17 protein-coding genes and 2 tRNA genes are annotated in these 18,537 nt (G+C 65.8%); 7 read left to right on the forward strand and 12 right to left on the reverse strand.

The window, feature by feature from the left end:
- The first annotated feature begins 91 nt into the window (after window positions 1-91).
- The gene (locus ASE79_RS09350; RefSeq protein ID WP_056415119.1) at window positions 92-1,195 is read left to right on the forward strand and encodes an NADH:flavin oxidoreductase/NADH oxidase; all 1,104 of its coding nucleotides are present in this window, start codon (window positions 92-94) and stop codon (window positions 1,193-1,195) included.
- Window positions 1,196-1,308: 113 nt separating this feature from the next.
- Here the strand turns inward: ASE79_RS09350 and ASE79_RS09355 are convergent, their stop codons facing one another.
- Genes ASE79_RS09355 through ASE79_RS09365 form a run of 3 tightly spaced genes read right to left on the reverse strand, consistent with a single transcriptional unit; the run spans window position 1,309 to window position 4,748 of the window.
- Complete coding sequence (locus ASE79_RS09355) at window positions 1,309-2,112, reverse strand: SDR family NAD(P)-dependent oxidoreductase (protein ID WP_056415121.1); 804 nt, start codon at window positions 2,110-2,112, stop codon at window positions 1,309-1,311.
- A gap of 28 nt (window positions 2,113-2,140) precedes the next feature.
- Window positions 2,141-3,964 (reverse strand): glycoside hydrolase family 15 protein, encoded by a 1,824-nt coding sequence (locus tag ASE79_RS09360; RefSeq protein ID WP_056415124.1) that lies wholly within the window; start codon window positions 3,962-3,964, stop codon window positions 2,141-2,143.
- Window positions 3,957-4,748 carry a glucose 1-dehydrogenase gene (locus ASE79_RS09365; RefSeq protein ID WP_056415126.1) on the reverse strand — a complete coding sequence of 264 codons (792 nt, stop codon included), beginning with the start codon at window positions 4,746-4,748 and terminating at the stop codon, window positions 3,957-3,959. The genes ASE79_RS09360 and ASE79_RS09365 overlap by 8 nt, the downstream gene beginning before the upstream one ends.
- 180 nt (window positions 4,749-4,928) lie before the next feature.
- Between ASE79_RS09365 and ASE79_RS20955 the strand changes: the two genes are divergently transcribed.
- Window positions 4,929-5,081 (forward strand): hypothetical protein, encoded by a 153-nt coding sequence (locus ASE79_RS20955; RefSeq protein ID WP_156359631.1) that lies wholly within the window; start codon window positions 4,929-4,931, stop codon window positions 5,079-5,081.
- A gap of 22 nt (window positions 5,082-5,103) precedes the next feature.
- Here the strand turns inward: ASE79_RS20955 and ASE79_RS09370 are convergent, their stop codons facing one another.
- Entirely contained in the window at window positions 5,104-5,370 is a 267-nt protein-coding gene (locus ASE79_RS09370) for a hypothetical protein (protein ID WP_056415130.1), read from the reverse strand.
- Window positions 5,371-5,476: 106 nt separating this feature from the next.
- On the opposite strand from ASE79_RS09370, the gene ASE79_RS09375 reads away from it, so the two are divergent.
- Window positions 5,477-5,566: transfer RNA gene (locus tag ASE79_RS09375), tRNA-Ser, on the forward strand.
- A 2-nt stretch (window positions 5,567-5,568) separates the two neighbouring features.
- Here the strand turns inward: ASE79_RS09375 and ASE79_RS09380 are convergent.
- A complete protein-coding gene (locus tag ASE79_RS09380; RefSeq protein ID WP_056415807.1) occupies window positions 5,569-6,213 on the reverse strand; it encodes a glutathione S-transferase in 645 nt (214 codons plus the stop codon).
- A 138-nt stretch (window positions 6,214-6,351) separates the two neighbouring features.
- Between ASE79_RS09380 and ASE79_RS21675 the strand changes: the two genes are divergently transcribed.
- Together ASE79_RS21675 and ASE79_RS09390 are read left to right on the forward strand one after the other, a co-directional pair.
- The gene (locus ASE79_RS21675; RefSeq protein WP_056415133.1) at window positions 6,352-6,555 is read left to right on the forward strand and encodes a DUF5818 domain-containing protein; all 204 of its coding nucleotides are present in this window, start codon (window positions 6,352-6,354) and stop codon (window positions 6,553-6,555) included.
- A gap of 139 nt (window positions 6,556-6,694) precedes the next feature.
- Window positions 6,695-7,210 (forward strand): MucR family transcriptional regulator, encoded by a 516-nt coding sequence (locus tag ASE79_RS09390; RefSeq protein WP_082445205.1) that lies wholly within the window; start codon window positions 6,695-6,697, stop codon window positions 7,208-7,210.
- Between the two features lie 52 nt (window positions 7,211-7,262).
- On the opposite strand, the gene poxB is transcribed toward ASE79_RS09390, so the two are convergent.
- Complete coding sequence (gene poxB, locus ASE79_RS09395; RefSeq protein ID WP_056415137.1) at window positions 7,263-9,002, reverse strand: ubiquinone-dependent pyruvate dehydrogenase; 1,740 nt, start codon at window positions 9,000-9,002, stop codon at window positions 7,263-7,265.
- Window positions 9,003-9,328: 326 nt separating this feature from the next.
- Here poxB and ASE79_RS09400 point away from each other — a divergent pair, with 326 nt between their 5' ends.
- Window positions 9,329-11,713, forward strand: a complete 2,385-nt coding sequence (locus ASE79_RS09400) for a TonB-dependent receptor (protein ID WP_200910346.1) — start codon at window positions 9,329-9,331, stop codon at window positions 11,711-11,713.
- A 20-nt stretch (window positions 11,714-11,733) separates the two neighbouring features.
- On the opposite strand, the gene ASE79_RS09405 is transcribed toward ASE79_RS09400, so the two are convergent.
- The 6 genes from ASE79_RS09405 to ASE79_RS09430 form a co-directional block, all read right to left on the reverse strand.
- Entirely contained in the window at window positions 11,734-12,498 is a 765-nt protein-coding gene (locus ASE79_RS09405; protein ID WP_056415139.1) for an MBL fold metallo-hydrolase, read from the reverse strand.
- Window positions 12,495-13,286, reverse strand: a complete 792-nt coding sequence (locus ASE79_RS09410) for a TatD family hydrolase (RefSeq protein ID WP_056415142.1) — start codon at window positions 13,284-13,286, stop codon at window positions 12,495-12,497. The genes ASE79_RS09405 and ASE79_RS09410 overlap by 4 nt, the downstream gene beginning before the upstream one ends.
- Complete coding sequence (metG, locus tag ASE79_RS09415; protein WP_056415144.1) at window positions 13,286-14,833, reverse strand: methionine--tRNA ligase; 1,548 nt, start codon at window positions 14,831-14,833, stop codon at window positions 13,286-13,288. Before metG ends, ASE79_RS09410 begins: the two co-directional genes overlap by 1 nt.
- A 49-nt stretch (window positions 14,834-14,882) precedes the next feature.
- Entirely contained in the window at window positions 14,883-15,860 is a 978-nt protein-coding gene (locus ASE79_RS09420; protein ID WP_056415146.1) for an AAA family ATPase, read from the reverse strand.
- 28 nt (window positions 15,861-15,888) lie between these two features.
- A complete protein-coding gene (locus ASE79_RS09425; RefSeq protein ID WP_056415151.1) occupies window positions 15,889-17,052 on the reverse strand; it encodes a D-alanyl-D-alanine carboxypeptidase family protein in 1,164 nt (387 codons plus the stop codon).
- A gap of 106 nt (window positions 17,053-17,158) precedes the next feature.
- Entirely contained in the window at window positions 17,159-18,205 is a 1,047-nt protein-coding gene (locus tag ASE79_RS09430; RefSeq protein WP_056415154.1) for a lytic murein transglycosylase, read from the reverse strand.
- Between the two features lie 188 nt (window positions 18,206-18,393).
- Here ASE79_RS09430 and ASE79_RS09435 point away from each other — a divergent pair.
- A tRNA-Pro gene (locus ASE79_RS09435) sits at window positions 18,394-18,470 on the forward strand.
- Window positions 18,471-18,537: the final 67 nt, after the last annotated feature.

Below are 18,537 nucleotides of genomic sequence, written 5' to 3' on the forward strand. Positions count from 1 at the left end.
GTTCCCAGTTCCGCAGCGAGTTTTCGCCGCGCGATTCTTATCAGCAAGGGACGACTATGCGCACTTCTCTCACCGTCGGATCGACCATCGCATGAGCGGGCCGAAACTGTTCGCGCCGCTGACGATCGGCAACCTGACGCTCGCCAATCGTATCGTCATCGCGCCGATGTGCCAATATTCGGCCACCAATGGCTGCATGAACGACTGGCACCAGATCCACCTCGGACAACTCGCGCTGTCGGGTGCCGCGCTGCTGACGATCGAGGCAAGCGCGGTGCTGCCCGAGGGGCGGATCACGTACGGCGATGTCGGGCTGTACGACGATGCGACCGAGGCCGCGATGGCGGGCGTGATCGAGAGCATCCGGCGCTGGTCCGACATGCCGATCGCGATCCAGTTGTCGCACGCGGGCCGGAAGGCATCGTGCGAAGTGCCGTGGAAGGGCGGGCTCCAGATCGCGCCGGGCGAACCCAATGGCTGGCAGTCCGAGGGGCCCTCGACCGTACCGTTCCTCCCCGAGGAGAATGCGCCGGTCGCGCTCGGCCGCGAGGGACTGGCACGGGTCCGCGATGCGTTCGTGGCCGCGACGGTGCGCGCCGCGCGGCTCGGGATCGACGCCGTCCAGCTGCACGCCGCGCACGGCTATCTGCTGCACGAATTCCTGTCGCCGCTGTCGAACCGTCGCGAGGACGAGTATGGTGGCAGCCTTGAAAACCGGATGCGGTTCCCGCTCGAGGTGTTCGATGCGGTTCGCGCGGCATTCCCGACCGAGCGCGCGGTGACGATGCGCGTGTCGGGCACCGACTGGGCCGAGGGCGGCTGGGACTCCGATCAGACGGTGGCGTTTGCCAAGGCGCTCGAGGCGCGCGGCTGCAGCGCGATCCACGTCTCGAGCGGCGGCACGACGCCCGCGCAGCAGATCCCCGTCGGGCCGAGCTACCAAGTACCGCTCGCACGGGCCGTGAAGCAGGCGGTGTCGATCCCGGTCGTCGCGGTCGGGCTGATCACCGACTATGAGCAGGCCGAGGCCATCGTGGGTACGGGCGATGCCGATATGATCGCGCTCGCCCGCACGATCCTCTACGATCCGCGCTGGCCTTGGCATGCCGCGGCGCATCTGGGCGGGAAGGTCAAGGCGCCGAACCAGTATCTACGGTCGCAGCCGCGGCAATTTAAGGATCTGTTCGAGGGGTGAGGGCTGCATCTAAAGCTGTTCCCCCGCGGAGGCGGGGGTCCAAGGTTACACACGACATCGTCTGAGAGTCTGGCCCCCCGCCTCCGCGGGGGAACAGATTTTTCAGCGGCAGCTCAGCCCGCGACGGTCATGACCGAGCCGGAATCGACCCGGATATCCGCGCCGTTGATGAAGCTCGCCCGCTCGGAGCACAGGAACACGATCGCTGACGCGACCTCTTCCGCGGTGCCACGGCGCTTCAGCGTCATGCCGGGGCGCTCCTCCTCGAGAAACGTCTCGATCGCCTCGTCGAAGCTCGTGCCCTTCTCGTCGGCGCGCTTCTGCATCATCTTGTCGGTCATCGGCGTCGCGATGAACGCGGGCGATACCGTGTTCACCAGCACGTTGTCGCAGCCATAGGCCTTCGAGAGCCCCTTTGACAGGCTGGAGATGCCCGCCTTCGATGCGCAATAAGCGAGTTCGTCGACATAGGGCTGCACCGCATCCTCCGAGCTCATCAGCACGATGCGGCCCCATTTGCTCGCGCGCATCGCCGGGATCGCCTCGCGGCAGACGCGCACCGCACCCATCAGGTTGATGTCGATCGTCGACTGCCAGCCTGCATCGTCGACATCGAGGAAATCGCCCGTCGCGCCCGTCACCCCTGCGCAGTTGACCAGGATGTCGGGCTCGCCGAGCTTCGCGCGGACCTTCTCGAACAGAGCCGTGACGTCGTCGAGCTTGGTGAGGTCCGCCTCGACCGCGATGATCTCGCCATGCGCCTTCAGGTCCTCGACGCTGGAGTCCAGGTCGCCGCCCGGCTGGTCGGAGATTGCGACCCGTACGCCTTCCTGCAGGAGCATCCGGGCGGTTTCCTTGCCCATGCCGCTGTCCGCGCCGGTCACGAGCGCGATTTTGCCTGCGATATCGAGGTTCATGCTGTCGTCCTTGTGGTGGTGATGAAAATCATGCCCATTCCCGCGGACCGTCGCTGTCGAGCGCGCGGTCGAGGTAGAAGGCGGCACTGATCAGCGCGAGATGGCTAAAGCCTTGCGGGAAATTGCCGAGGAAGCTGCCATCCTGCGCGATCTCTTCGGCGAACAGCCCGACATGGTTGGCGTGCGCGAGCAGCTTTTCGAAGTTCAGCCGCGCCTCGTCGAGCCGCCCTGCCCGCGCGAGGCATTCGACATACCAGAATGAGCAGGCGACGAACGTCCCTTCCTGCCCCGGCAGGCCATCGTCGATCCGGTAGCGATAGACCTGCCCGTCATCGGACAGGTCTTCGCCGATCGCCTTTAGCGTCGCGAGCCACTTCGGATCGGTCGCGCCGATAAACCGGACCAGCGGCATCATCAGCAACGCGCCATCGACCGCCTTGTCCTCGGGCGCGTCGCCGATCGCACGGACGAAGCGGCCGAGATCGTCGTCCCAGAACTGCGCCCAGATATCATCATGGATCGCCGTCCGCGTTTCCGACCAGCGCACCAGCGGCGCCGGGAGCGAGCGCTTCTGCGCAAGCCGCACCGCGCGATCGATCGCGACCCAACTCATCAGCCGCGAGTGCAGATAATGCTTCTTCGGCCCGCGGACTTCCCAGATCCCCGAATCCGGCGTCGCCCAGGTATCGCAGACCTGATCGACGATCCGGCCGATCGCTACCCAGGAATCATGCGCGATCGCCTCGCCATATTTGCTGCCGAGATAGGTCGCGTCGAGCAGCGCGCCGTAAATGTCATGCTGTGTCTGGTCCTTGGCCTCGTTGCCGACGACGATCGGCGCGGCACCGCCAAAGCCGCGCAGGTCCAGCTTGCGCTCGTCGGCGATCTCGCCGCCGTCGAGTGCGTACATCACGCCGAGATGCCCCTTCGAACACGCCTGTGCCCGATCCATCGCCCAGTGGAGGAAGCCGACCGCCTCCTCCTGATAGCCCAAGCGAATCAGCGCATAGACGGTGAACGAAGAGTCGCGGATCCACGTCGCGCGGTAGTCCCAGTTGCGCACCCCGCCCGGCGCTTCGGGCAGGCCGAAGGTCGCTGCGGCGGCGATCGATCCGTGCTTGCGCGAGGTAAGCAGTTTCAGCGCCATCGCCGACCGCTCGACCGTCTCGCGCCAGCGACCGCGATAGCGCGAGGTGCGGCTCCAGCTCCGCCAATACGCGATGTCGCGTTCGACGATCGCATCGAGCGCATCGGTGTCGAGCGAGACGTCGTCCGGGTTGCTCAGGATCAGCGAGACGGAGTCGCCTTCACCAAGATGGATCTCGGCGGTCAGGTCGCACCCGTCGGCAACCAGCGACCCTGCGCCATGCAGCGCGAGCGCAAGCCCGCTCTCATGATCGAACCGCCCGCGCGAGACGTCTGTGCCGTCCGTCGCCACCGAGGCCTTGCGCCCCACGACGCCATAGTCGAACCGCGGCGCGCACCGCACCCGCACCGTCGCCGATCCCCGCGTGCAGGTCAGTCGCCGGACCAGCCGCGATGGCGCATCGTCCGCGTCATTGCCCACCGGCATGAGGTCGATCAGATCGACGCTCGCCGCGTCCGCCATCCAGCGGGTGAGCAGGATGTTGGTTTCGGGCAGATACATCTGGACGATGTTGGCCCCCGGCAGATCGGGCTCGGCGGCGAAATACCCGCCCGTTTCGGTGTCGAGCAATCGCGCGAATACCGATGCGCTATCGAGGCAAGGCCAGCAGAGATAGTCGATCGTCCCCGCCGTATCGACCAGCGCGACGGTTTCCAGATTGCCGATCGCGCCGTGATCCGCGATCGATATGGCCGCCTTATCCATTGTCGCGGAAGCCCGGATACAGGCTCATGCCGCCGTCGATCGTCAGCGTCGATCCGACGATATAGTCCGCTGCATCCGAGGCGAGGAACAGTGCCGCCCGCGCCACGTCGTCGGGATCGCCGATCCGGGCATAGGGAATGAGTTCGAGCAGCTTGTTCTGGTCGGCGGTGGCATCCGCGTTGATCTCGGTCGCGATCGCGCCGGGGGCGATGCCGTTCACGCGGATCCGGTCGCCCGCAACCTCCTGCGCCAGCGTCCGCATCAGCATCCCGCTGCCACCCTTCGACGCGGCGTAATTGGCGTGCCCGGCCCAGGGGATGACCTCGTGTACCGAACTCATGAACAGGATCTTGCCGATCGCGCGGCTGACGCCGCGATCGCCCTGCGTGCGAAACCGCCGCACCGCCTCGCGCGAGACGAGGAACTGCCCGGTCAAATTCACGTCGATGACCCGCTTCCAGTCCTCGAGCGACAGCTCGGCATAGGGCGCATCCTTCTGCATGCCCGCATTGGCGAACACGATGTCGACGCCGCCGAACCGCGCGACCGTTTCGTCGAACAACTTCAGCACCGCCGCCTCGTCCGACGTGTCCGCTTCGCACGCAAAGGCCTCGCCGCCGGCCTGCACGATGTCCTCGACGACCGCGCGCGCCTTGTCCGCGCTGCTGTTGTAGTTCACCGCGACCTTCGCGCCCGCCTTCGCAAACGCGATCGCGGACGCACGGCCAAGCCCGGAACTCGCGCCGGTGACGATCGCCACCTGGCCTGTCAGGTCGATATGCATGGCTAGTCTTTCGCTGGGGATTATCGCCGCTCAACGCGCCCCGGCGAAAGTTTATCCCTGCGCACGCTCGACATCGCCCGCAGACGGCGGGGCTAAGCCCTTGACGGTGCACAGCGTTGCATCGCCAACCTTTGGTTAACGGTTGGCGGGCATGATGGTGCGATCGAAAGGATCGCCCCCATGGCACGCCACCAGGACATCTTCACGCTCGTCGGCAATCGCATGCGCGCACCGCTGCACCGCGACGACTGCGCCTCCGCCTTTGAGCGGCCCCCGATCGCCGACCTGATCCGCCGGATCGACCAGGCGCTGCAGATCCGCCGCGCCGCCTGACGCCGGCAGGCCGCTCCGCGGTTCAGTCCTCGGAGGTCTCGGACTGTCTCAGGACACTCGCATAGAGTTCTGCCGCGCGCTGCTCGCGCGGGTCCTTGAACGCGAGGTGTGGCGCGGGCGCCTCGCCCGTCGCCCGAAGCACCGCCCATAACGCAAAGCGCCGGCCCGGCTCCCGCTCGGTGCCGAACGCGAGCGAGAGCCGGTCCCGCCCCGCCGCCAGCGCGGTGGGGTCGAGCGTATCGATGTCGGCCGTCCCGAAAAAATGGTGCGAGATCGCGTCAAGGTCCATCGCGCTCCCATGCGGTCAGCGGCGTCGCCGCGCAACCCGCAGGCTATGCTCCGGCGAGTGTTGCGAACACCGCGTGCATTGCCTAGATGCGCTCACCGACTGGCCTGGAAGAGTGTCCGAGTGGTTTAAGGAACTGGTCTTGAAAACCAGCGATGGGGTAACCCATCCGTGGGTTCGAATCCCACCTCTTCCGCCAGGTCAGCAGCGTTCGGACATATCCGCAGGGAAGACGACCGGCGCGTCCCCGTCCTGCCACGGCGCGAACCTGGTCATCGCGCGGCCGAACAGCGGCGATCCGAGGAACGTCGCCAGCCAGCGCTGAAGGGCGGGAAGCGGCAACGCGTCGAAATAGCCGCGATCGGTTTCGGCAAACTGGCGGACGAACGGCAGGATCGCGATGTCGGTCATCGATAGCCGGTCCCCACCCAGCATCAGGCGAGTATCGAGGCGATCGTCCAGCCTCTGCAGGAACCGCGTTGCCTCGGCCCGGTGATCGACGGCATCCGCGGGATAGCGATCGGCATATTTGTAGCGGTCAAGGTGATGCTTGAACGCGCCGTCAGTGTCGGCGACCAGCATCGCGTCGTCCGGCGACATCCAGTCGGCTGCTCCGCTCTCCGCCGTGGCCCACCGCATGATGTCGAGACTTTCGTCGAGCACCCGCTGGTCCGGCAGGACGAGCACCGGCACCGTCGCCTTTGGCGAAACCTCCAGCATCGCCGCGGGTTTGGCACGCAACACGACTTCGCGCAGTTCGACCGCCACGCCGCGCATGAGCAACGACAGGCGCGCACGCATCGCATAGGGGCAGCGGCGGAAGCTGTAGAGGATCGGTAGCGTCATCGGACCGGGCTTACCCGATCCCGTCGAGCCGATCACGGGCACAGTTGGCCCCGATCCGTTGGCAGCGATCGCCGTACCCCGTTATGCGCCATGCAGATCGTATAGTGATCCGCATGCGGATTCGTGCGTTGTCCGCGAATGACGAACACAGGCACACCGATAGACGAAACAGGCACGCTGATCCGCGAGGGTGGAGCATTCCTATTGCAACGCGATTCAGGCGGTCGTTACACGCTGCAACTTGGCCGAATGCCGGTTGATCATGTGCAGAAGCGCGTACGTATAATCGGCGTCGCAATCGCACCGGATCTGATCAGCGTCGATGGGGTATCGAGTGCGTGATTGTGCGTGATCGAAAGAATTTCGCTGACCCGCGCAATTTCGAATAGTGTCTAATATTTCATAACTTCGTGGCTTTTCATTCTGTTGCACACGTTGTAGTCCGCCTTCCGCCGGGGGGCAGTAGAAACAAGGACTGAGTGTGACCGATACAATCAACCCCGTGGAGCTTGCTGCGGAACTGACTGCAGCTTGGCTGGCCAATCCGAACACGCGCACGTCGGCGGATGATGTTCCCGCGTTCCTCGTGTCGATGCATGCCGCCGTCATCAAGCTCACCGACGGCAGCGATGCCGAAGCCGCCGCTGCGCCTTCGCAGAGCCATGAGCCTGCGGTCACCGCGCGCAAGTCGCTCGCGTCGCCCGATCACATCATCTCGATGCTCGACGGCAAGAAGTACAAGACGTTGCGTCGCCACCTGACGACCAACGGCCTGACGCCTGAACAGTATCGCGAGCGCTTCAACCTGAAGGCCGACTATCCGATGGTCGCTGCGAACTATTCCGAAGCACGCCGCGCAATGGCAAAGTCGATCGGTCTCGGTCGCAAGGCCGGCAGCACGGTCGAAAAGGCTGTGGACTCGGCGGGCAAGACGGTTCGCAAGAGCGGCAAGGCCGCACTCGACGCCGCCAAGAAGACGCTCGGCAACGAAGAGTAATAACGATGCGGGGAAGGTCTATGGACCTTCCCCGTCTCGCATGCGGCCCGGCTCAGAGGCCAGGCAGAGCCATCCGCAAATTCGTCTTGGCCAGTTCGATCACTTCATCGCCGCGACCGTTGAGGATCGCCTTGGCCATGTAGAGGCTGAACCCCTTCGCCTGTTCGGCCTTGATCGACGGCGGCATCAGCAATTCATACGACGCCGTCTTCACCGAAACGAGTGCCGGACCGTCATGCGCAAACGCACGGCGCAACGACTCCTTCAGGTCGGCAGACTCGGTCACGGTGATGCCGAGCATCCCCGACGCCTGCGCGATCATCGCGAAATCCGGATTCTCCAGCTTGACGTTGACGTCGAGGAACCCACCCGCCTTTTGCTCCAGCGCGACGAAACCCAGTTCGCCATTGTCGACGATCACGATCTTTACCGGCAGGTCGAGCTGTTTGAGCGTCAACAGATCGCCCATCGACATCGCGAACCCGCCATCCCCCGACAGCGAGATGACCTGACGCCCGGGACAGGCCGCCTGCGCGCCGATCGCCTGCGCGAGCGCGTTCGCCATCGATCCATGGTTTGCCGAGAACAGCAAGCGCCTGCGGCCGTTCACGGTGATGTAGCGGCACGCCCAGGCAGTCGGCGTGCCGACGTCCGCGGAGATGACCGCATCGTCCGCTGCCAGATCGCTCAGCACCTTCGCCAGATATTGCGGATGGATCGGGCGGCCGGGTTTGGACGGCGTGGCCAGATCGTCCAGCCCCTTGCGCGCGCTCGCATAATGTTTGCGTGCGGCATCGATGAACGTGCGATCGGCGCGCCGCTCCAGACGCGGCAGCAGCGCGGCGATCGTCTCGCCCACGTCGCCGACGATCCCGAGCTCGAGCGGCGCGCGCTTGCCGAGCTGCGACGGATCGCGATCGACTTGAACGATCTTCGCGTCCTTGGGATAGAAGTTGCGATACGGAAAATCGCTGCCGAGCATCAACAGCAGATCGCAATTCTCCATCGCCTGATAGCCCGACGAGAAACCGATCAGCCCGGTCATCCCGACATCGAACGGATTGTCCCATTCGACATGCTCCTTGCCGCGCAGCGCATGGACCACCGGCGCGCCGAGCGTATCGGCCAGCGCCACGACCGCATCATGCTGTCCCGCGCACCCCGCCCCGCAGAGCAAAGTCACCGCCTTCGCGTCATCGAGCAGCGTGACGAGCGTATCGATATCGGCAGCGTTGGGCACGATCCGCGGCGCGTTCAGCGCGGGGAACGTCCCCGTCGCGCCCTTGGGCGCGTCGAGCAAGGCCACGTCGCCGGGCACGACGATCACCGCGACGCCACGCTTGCCGATCGCCGCGCGCATTGCCCGGTGCATCACCTCGGGCATCTGCGCCGGGTTGGTAACGAGCTCGACGAAGTGGCTGCATTCGCGGAACAACTCTTGCGGATGCGTCTCCTGGAAATAACCCAGCCCGATCTCGGACGACGGAATATGCGCGGCGATCGCGAGCACCGGCACATGGTTGCGGTGACAGTCGAACAGCCCGTTGATCAGGTGCAGATTGCCCGGCCCGCAACTCCCCGCGCAGACCGCGAGCTCGCCCGTCATCGCCGCCTCCGCCCCGGCCGCGAACGCCGCGACCTCTTCGTGGCGGGTCATCATCCAGTCGATCCGCCCCAGCTTGCGGAGCGTCTCGTTTAGGCCGTTGAGGCTGTCGCCGGTCACGCCCCAGATGCGCTTGACGCCGGCGTCCGCGAGCGTGAGCGCCATGATATCCGCGATTGTATGAGCCATTGCGCGTGCTTTTCCCATGTGATGACCCGCAACGTCTTCCGCGACCGGTCGTCGTCGGGCGCATGCGGTTCACCCGAATCAAAGCGTCGCCGGCGCGATCGGTTCCGCACGCACGGATCTAATCTGCCGCAAGTTTCTCCAGGCAGCGGCGATCGTGCCCGGTGTTGCGGATCGGTCACGCTGGCCCCGCGAAATTTCGGCCGTGCAAACGAGCGTCGCAGAAATACGTACCGGACATCGAAACGTCATCGAAACGTCGTCGCCCGGTAACGCGCCACGCCGATGGGCGCGGTGGACGCTGCGCCATGGCAGCGAAGGGGACCATCATGAACCGTCTTTCCGGCCTTTTCGCCAGCGTCGCCGTGCTGGCGATCGCTGCACCCGCCGTCGCGCAAAACGCCCCTTCCCCGGCGCTGGCGCCAGCGGACCAGCCGCTCCCGGCCGACGGCGTAGCCACCGATGCAGCTCAGGGCACTGGCGAAGACATCGTCGTGCTCGGCTTCGGCCAGAGCCGCCAGATCCAGAGCATCACCGCAGCCGATCTCAACCGCCTCACGCCCGGCTCGAGCCCGTTAAAGGCGATCGAGAAGCTGCCGGGGGTCAATTTCCAGGCGGCCGACCCGTTCGGCGCCTATGAATGGGCGGTGCGGATCTCGCTGCGCGGGTTCAACCAGAACCAGCTCGGCTTCACGCTCGACGGCGTACCGCTCGGCGACATGAGCTATGGCAACGTCAACGGCCTGCACATCAGCCGCGCGATCATTTCCGAGAACGTCGCCCGCACCGACGTGGCGCAGGGCGCAGGCGCGCTCGGCACCGCCTCGACGAGCAACCTCGGCGGCACGATCGAGTTCTTCAGCGACGCACCGCGCGATACGGTCAACGTCACCGGCGGCGGGACCTACGGATCGGACAACACCTATCGCGCGTTCACCCGCATCGACAGCGGCGATCTCGGCGGCGGGCTCAAGGGCTATCTGAGCTATGGCTATCTCTCGACCGACAAGTGGAAGGGCGACGGCGTCCAGCGCCAGCACCAGGCCAACGGCAAGATCGTCAAGGATTTAGGCACACTCGGCAGCCTGTCGGCGTTCCTGAACTTCTCGGATCGTCGCGAGCAGGACTATCAGGATCTCAGCCTCGACATCATCAACCGGCGTGGGCTGCGCAACGACAACATCGCCGACAATTACCCGCTGGCGCTGCAGATCGCCAAGGTCGCGCAGAACCAGGCCGCGGTTGCCGCTGGCACCGCGCAGCCCTGGACGGGCGCCGGCACGACGTTTCCGTCAGGGTTCGGCACGGTCGACGACGCCTATTACGATGCGGGCGGCCTGCGTCGCGACTATCTGGGCGGGGTCACGTTCGACGCGCATCTGACGCCCGAATTGTCGCTGACCACGACCGGCTATTATCATGACAACAAGGGCCAGGGATCGTGGATCACGCCCTATTCGCCGACCCCGGCCGGCGCCGCAAACGCCGATGGCACACCGATCGCCGCGGCAAGCCCGCTCGGCTTCCGCACGACCGAATATGCGATGAAGCGCGGCGGCGCGCTGAGCAATCTGGTGTATGAGACGTCGGCGAACACGCTGGAGGTCGGCGGCTGGCTCGAGAGCAACACGTTCACGCAGGCGCGCCGCTTCTACGGCATGACCGACAGCGCGACGCCCAACCGTGACACGCTGGAATTCCAGAAGAACCCGTACCGGACGCAGTGGGATGGGAAGTACAGCACCGACACGATGCAATATCATGTCGGCGACACGATCCGGCTCGCCGACGACCGGCTGACGCTGAACGCCGGGTGGAAGGGCTTCTACGTCGTCAACCGCGCGGTGATGCTGCCCGCGACGACCTCGCCGCTCGCGATCGGACGGATCACTGCGAAGGACTGGTTCCAGCCCCAGGCGGGCATCCTGTTCAAGCTCGCGCCGTCGACCGAACTCTTTGCCGACTATAAGGAAAACGTTCGCGCCTATGTCTCGTCGGCGACGACCGGCCCGTTCTCGACCACGCAGGCAGGGTTCGACGCAATCCGCGGCCGCTTGAAGCCCGAACGCTCCAAGACCGCGGAGGGCGGCCTGCGCTTCCGGACCGGACCGTTCCAGGCGTCGGCGGTCGGCTATTACATCGATTTCGCCAACCGCCTGCTCGGCTTTGCCAACGGCGCCGGGATCATCGGCAACCCCGCGACGCTCAATAACGTCGGCAGCGTCCATACCTACGGCGCAGAGGTTGCGGTGAATTACCGCGTGTTCCGGCCCCTGTCGCTGTTCGCCAGCTATTCGTACAACAAATCGAAATATGCCGATAACGTCCTGTCCGCGACCGGCGCAGTGCTCGTGGCAACCGATGGCAAGATGGCCGTCGACAGCCCCGAGCACATGCTCAAGGGCGAGGTCGTCCTGGAACAGTCGGGCTTCACCGCACGCGTCGGTGCCGATTACATGAGCAAGCGCTACTTCACCTATCTCAACGACCAGTCGGTGCCCGGGCGCGTGCTCGTCGATGCGAGCATCGGCTATCGCTTCGAGGGCGACGGCGCGTTGCACGGCGTCTCGATCCTGGGCAGCGTCACCAACCTGACCGACAAGAAGTACATCGCGACGATCGGCTCGAACGGCTTCACCGCCAGCGGCGACAACCAGACGCTGCTGGCCGGCACCCCGCGCCAGTTCTTCGTCTCGCTGAAAAAGGGGTTCTGAGCCTCGGGCTCGTGCGGCCGTCAGGCGGTTAGCACGAGCCCGTCATAACCAGGTTCGACACCGGCTGGCAGCTCGTCGCACAACGTCGCATAGTCCATCGTATTGTCCATATGGATCAACGCAGTCTGCCTGGGCGTCAGGCGTTCGACCCATCCGAGTATGGCGGGCAACGCCATGTGCGTCGGATGCGGACGCCTTCGCAGAACGTCGACGACCCAGACGTCCAGGTCCTGATACAGCGTGGCCATATCATCGGTCATCACGTTGAAATCGGTCGCATATCCGATCGACACGCCCGCCGCCCCGAACCGCAGGCCAGCGGCGTGGATGCTGCCGTGTGGCTGGTCGGTCACACGGATATCGATACCGCCGATCGTCAGCCGGTCGGGCAACACCTCGGCCGCGATCGTCGGCGGGTAACCGGGGCGACCATGAAACGCATAGGTGAAGCGCGCATCGAGCGCCGCGAGCGTGAAGGGCCGCGCATAGCCGCGAACGGGCGTACCGCTTGCGTGGAACAGCTGCCGCAGATCGTCGATCCCGTGGCAGTGATCCGCGTGATCGTGCGTCCAGATCACCGCATCGACCCGGTCGATATCCGCCGCGAGCAGCTGTTCGCGCATGTCGGGGCTCGTATCGATCAGGATCCGCGTACCGTCATGCTCGACCAGCGCGGACGCGCGCGTGCGGCGATTGCGCGGCTCGGTCGGGTCGCAGTCGCCCCAGTCATTGCCGATCCTCGGCACGCCGGAGGACGTGCCCGAACCGAGGATCGTGATCTTCATGCGATCGCCCCGGACACCCGCGTCTTGGCGAACAGCGCGTGGAAATTCTCGGCGGTACGTCGCGACAAGTCCTCGACAGTTTCGCCGCGCAGGTCGGCGAGAAACTTGGCGGTGTCGGCGACGAAACCGGGCTCGCCAGTCTTGCCCCGATGCGGCACGGGCGCGAGGAACGGCGCGTCGGTCTCGATCAGCAGTCGCTCGATCGGCAACCGCGCGGCGGTCTCCTGCAGGTCGCACGCGTTCTTGAACGTCACGATTCCCGAGATCGAGATATACAGCCCCATGTCCAGCGCCTTGTCGGCAAAGGCGCCGCTCGCGGTGAAGCAGTGGATGACGCCCGGATAGGCCCCCTTCGCCATCTCTTCCGCCATGATCGCCGCGGTATCGTCCTCGGCATCGCGGGTGTGGACGACGATCGGCAGGCCGGTCTCGCGCGACGCCGCGATGTGCGCGCGAAAGCTCGCCTGCTGGCGTGCGCGGTCCGACGTATCGCGGAAATAGTCCAGACCGCTTTCGCCGAGCCCGACGACGCGCGGATGCTGCGCGCGCGCGACGAGCTTGGCGGCATCGACGTCGGGATAAGTATCCGCCTCGTTCGGGTGGATCCCGATCGTCGCCCAGACATCGGGCTCGCGCTCGGCGGTAGCGACGATATCGTCCCACTCGCTCTCGCGCGTCGAGATGTTGAGCATCGCTATCACGCCGCGCGCACGGGCGCGCTCGAGTACCGCCTGCTGGTCCTCGACGAGGCCCTTATAGTTCAGATGGCAATGGCTGTCGGCGAGCATCAGGCCTCCGCAGGCAGTTCGAGACGGGGGAACACCGGCGCAGGCGGCGCGATGCGGAAGTCGGAGGCGGCGACGCGGTCGTACCAGCCATCGTCGTCGATCGCGGCATGATCGCGCTCGGTCGCGCCGATCTGGTCGAGCACCTTGCCCGCCGAGTCCGGCACGACCGGCAGGATCGCGATCGCGAGCATGCGGATCGCGCGGACCAGCGTGCCGAGCACCGCGTTCATCCGCTCGGGATCGGTCTTGCGCAACGCCCAGGGTGCCTGCGCGTCGATATACTGGTTGCACGCGAACACGCCGCGCATCCACGCCTCGATCCCCTGGGACAATGCGAGGTCCGCGAACCCCGACTTGAACCCGGAACAGGCGACGACGACCTCCTCGATCAGCATCGCATCGGCCTCCAGGACCGTACCCGCCGTGGGAAATTCGCCGCCCAAGTTCTTGGCAATGAACGACAAGGTCCGCTGCGCAAGGTTGCCAAAACTGTTCGCCAGCTCGGCATTGACGCGCGTGACGATCGCCTCGGGCGAGTAGCTGCCATCCTGGCCGAAGCTGACGTCGCGCAGGAAGAAATAGCGCAGCGCATCGACGCCGAACGCATCCGCCAGCGCCATCGGATCGACGACGTTGCCGACCGACTTCGACATCTTCTCGCCACGCGTGAGCAGGAAGCCGTGCCCGAACACGCTCTTGGGCAGCGGAACCCCCGCCGAGAGCAGGAACGCCGGCCAGTACACCGCGTGGAAACGAACGATATCCTTGCCGATCAGATGGATATCCGCCGGCCAGTATTTCGCCTTGTCGCCGGTCATGTCGGGATAGCCGATACCGGTCAGATAGTTGGTGAGCGCGTCGACCCACACATACATGACATGGCCGGGGCTGCCGGGGACGGGCACGCCCCAGTCGAAGCTGGTGCGCGAGACCGACAGATCCTTCAGCCCGCCCTCGACGAAGCGCATCACCTCGTTGCGGCGGCTCTCGGGGCGGATGAAGTCGGGGTTGGCGGCAAAGAGATCGAGCAGCGGCTGCTGATATTTCGACAGGCGGAAGAACCAGGTTTCCTCGGCGGTCCATTCGACCGGCGTACCTTGCGGCGAGCGGCGATCGTCGCCCTCCCCGGTCAGCTCGGACTCGTCGTAGAACGCCTCGTCACGGACCGAATACCAGCCCTCGTACCGATCGAGATACAGGTCGCCCGCATCCGCCATCGCCTGCCAGATTGCCGCGCTCGCCGCGTAGTGATCCTCGTCGACAGTGCGGATGAACCGGTCGTACGAGATGCCAAGACGATCCGCCATCTCATGGAAATACGACGACATTTCATTGGCTAGGTCGCGCACCGGGATATCGCGCTCGCGTGCGGTCTGGACCATCTTGAGGCCATGCTCGTCGGTGCCGGTCTGGAACAGCACGTCGCGCCCGGCCTGACGCTGGAAGCGGGCGATCGCATCGGCGGCGATCATCTCGTACGCATGGCCGATATGCGGACGGCCATTGGGATAGTGGATTGCGGTGGTGATATAAAAGGGGTCGGCCATGCCGCGCTCCTAGAGCATCGCCCCGATCAGGTGAAGCCTGTGCAGGCGATCACTGGCGTAATGTCGCGACGATCCCCGCCATCTCGAACACCGTCGCCTGCGCATCGAGCGACAGGCCAATCGCGGCCCCCGCCAGGTCGCGTGCCGCGGCATGCGCGTCGAGCGCGGACCGCAGCGCCGGCCCCGACCGGATCCGTGCGGCGTCGGCGATGAACGCGGGCGCGCGATCGAGAAACGCCTCATAGCGCGGTTGCGCCGTCTTCAACGCCAGCGCCTTGGCCAGTTTCAGCCTAAGCCCGTTGTCACGGTCACCGCCCTGCGCAATCGCCGCGATGGCGTCGTCGATCGCCGCGATGTCGAGCCCGGCATAGCGCAGCGCGCGTCCGGGTGCACCGTCGCTCGCACGAACCAGTGCAGCCACCTCGTCCTCGTCCGCCTCGGGGCGCAGCGTCCGGATCGCGGTCGCGACCTCGCCGCTGTCGAGCGCCTCGAACCGCAACAGGCGACAGCGCGAACGGATCGTCGGCAGCAACCGTCCCGGCGCGTGGCTGACGAGCAGGAAGATCGTCCCCGCCGGCGGCTCCTCAAGGTTCTTGAGCAGGGCATTCGCCCCGCCCCGCTCCAGATCGTCGATCGCATCGATAATGATCACGCGGCGCGGGCTCATCGACGGAGTCGTCGCGAACAGAGGCTGCAACGTCCGGACCTGCGCGATCGTGATGCTGCGCGCGAGATCCTGGTCGGGCTTTTCGGGATCCTTGGGCAACCGGGCAAGCACGCGGAAGTCAGGGTGCGACCCGGCCTCCATCAGCGACCGCGTCCGATTTCCTTCCGGAACCTCCCACCCGGCCGACCCGCCATCGGGATCGGCCGCATCCGCCAGCATCCGCATCGCCGCGGCGCGCGCGAAGCTGGCCTTGCCGACCCCCTGCGGGCCGGTGATCAGCCAGGCATGATGCAACGCGCCACCGCGCATCGCGGCCAGAAAGGCAGCCTGCGCGGCGGTGTTGCCGATGATCGGCGTCATGCCTGCACCGCCATCGGCGCGGGCATCATCAGCCGAAAAAGCCGGTCAGTCCTGCCCAGGCGCGACCGAAGAAGCCGGCCTCGGCGACGTCCTTCTCAGCGACCAGCGGCATCGTCTGCTGCAGGCCGTCGGATGTCGTGACGACGAGATCCGCGACATGCTGCCCCGCCTTGATCGGCGCCTTGATCGGGCCATCATAAACGACCTTGGCGGTCATCGTCGGCGAGGTGCCCGCGGGCAACGTCACGGTCAGCGCCTTGGGCGCGATAAGCCCGACCGACGACGCGTCGCCAAGCTGAACCGCGGCGGTCTCGACCTTCTTGCCCTTGGCGACGATCGGCTTGGACTGCCACGCGCGGAAGCCCCATTCCATGAAGCGGACCGATTCCTCGGCGCGCTGGCCCGAGCTCGTCAGACCGGCGACGACCATCACGAGGCGACGGCCGTTCTGCACCGCCGAGCCGGTGAAGCCATAGCCGGCCTCCTCGGTATGACCGGTCTTGAGACCATCGGCGCCCGCGACGCGACCGAGGATCGGATCGCGGTTCGCCTGGGTGATCGCGCTGCCACCCATCGTCTTGCCCCAGGTGAAGTCGCGCTTCGAATAGAATTGCTTGTACAGATCGGGATAGTTGGTGATCGTCGCCGCGGCGAGCTTGGCGAGATCATGCGCCGTGACATAGGTCACGCCGTTGTCGGGCCAGCCGTTCGCAGTGCCGAAATGGCTGTCCTTGAGACCCAGTTCGGCCGCCTTGCGGTTCATCCGCTCGGTGAACGCCTGCTCCGAGCCCGAAATCCCCTCGGCGAGCACGATGCACGCGTCGTTGCCCGACAGCGTGACGATCCCGTACAGCAGATTGGCGACGCTGACATTCTCACCCGACGAGAGGAACATCGTCGAACCCGCTGACGGGCCATGCCATTTCGCCCAGGTCTCGGGGCGCACGGGCATCATCTGGTCGAGCTTCAGTTCGCCCTTCTTGACCATGTCGAACGCGACATACACCGTCATCATCTTGGCGAGCGAGGCCGGTGGCATCCGGCGGTCGGCATCGCGCGCGAACAGCACTGCGCCCGACGACAGGTCCTCCATATAGGCGATCGGTGCTGCGGTCTGGAACTGGGGCGCAGCGGCGATGGACGGGTGCGCCAGCGCGAGGGCGACGAGCGGTGCGACGATCAGCTTCTTCATGGGGTATTCCGTGAGCAAAAGGGAACTCGATCCGTGGGCAGGATGTGATGCAGGTCATAGCCGCGCCCGGCGACCGCGTCACGCCCGCGTTGCGCGTAAATTCGGCCTAGCGCTCGACCGCATCGGCGAGCAGCCCGACCGACAGCGCATAGAAGTTCGAACAATTGTAATCGAGGATCACGCGGTAGTTGCTCGTCAGCAGATACGCGGTCGCCCCCTGCCCGTCCGGCTCGAGCAACGTCGCCATCACGCTGTCCGCGGGCAGGCTACGCGCCTGCGAAGCGATGCCGAGCGCGCGCCATTCGGCGATCGTCCGCCAGCCGCTATGCCGCTCGAAGACGCGCGGGCAGCGTGGCGAGACGAGACGGTTGCGGATCTGCGACCGATCGAACCCCGCGGGCACGCTGACCGCGACGCCCCAGGGCTGGCCTGCGCGCCACCCGGCATCGACGAAGTAATTGCCGATCGACGCCAGCGTATCCGCCGGGCTGTTCCAGATATCCGCGCGCCCGTCGCCATCGCCGTCGCGCGCGAGGCGCAGATAGATCGACGGCAGGAACTGCGGATTGCCCGTCGCGCCCGCCCAGCTTCCCTTCAGCTGCTCGCGCGTCACGCCGCGATCGAGCATCTTGAGCCCGGCGATGAACTCGCCCGCGAACAGCGATCGCCGCCGCCCCTCATAGGCAAGGCTGGCGAGCGACCGAAGCAGATCGAAATTGCCGGTATAGCTGCCGTAATTCGTCTCATGCCCCCAGATCGCGACCATGATCGATTCGGGGACGCCGGTGGTCTGCTCGATCCGCTGCAACCGCGAGCGTTGCGCCAGATAGGTCTGGCGCCCGCGCGCGATCCGCGCCGCGTCGACATGCTGCGCGCGGTACGGCGCGAACGCCGGGACCGCGCTGCTGCTGGTTGCGCCCGGCTGCTGCCGATCGAGATCGATCACCCGCTGGTTGAGCGTCAGCGTCGGAAACACCGCGTCCGCCGTGCGCGTGCTGACACCGTCCGCCAGCGCCTGCTGCCGCAGCGCGACGAGATACGCCTGAAACCCCGCATCGTCCTGCGCCAGCGCCGGGCTGCTCCCGGCCAGCGCGGCAACCAAGCCTATAACGATCCTGCGCAGTCGCGCCGTTGCTGTCGATGTCCCACCCATGAGCGGGCTCTGCCACAGACCCGCCGCGATCGGAACCTCGCATCGTCCCGCCCGACGCACGTGCGGCCGTACGCCCCTCGCGGCGTAACGGCTGCCGCGCGCCACACGGCCTGACGGGCGTCTTTCGCCGCGCGAAACACGATGCCACTTGCCATCCGGCGAAAGCAGCGGCTAAGGGCCGTCGCAGTCGGGGAGTGGCGCAGGCTGGTAGCGCACCTGGTTTGGGACCAGGGGGTCGCAGGTTCGAATCCTGTCTCCCCGACCATCATGAGATACTTGAATCATCACTCGTCGCCAACATGGCGATCGGGCATGGTCGTACCCACGACTTT

Source organism: Sphingomonas sp. Leaf28, from assembly GCF_001421685.1.
GTDB classification, from domain to species: Bacteria; Pseudomonadota; Alphaproteobacteria; order Sphingomonadales; family Sphingomonadaceae; genus Sphingomonas; species Sphingomonas aurantiaca.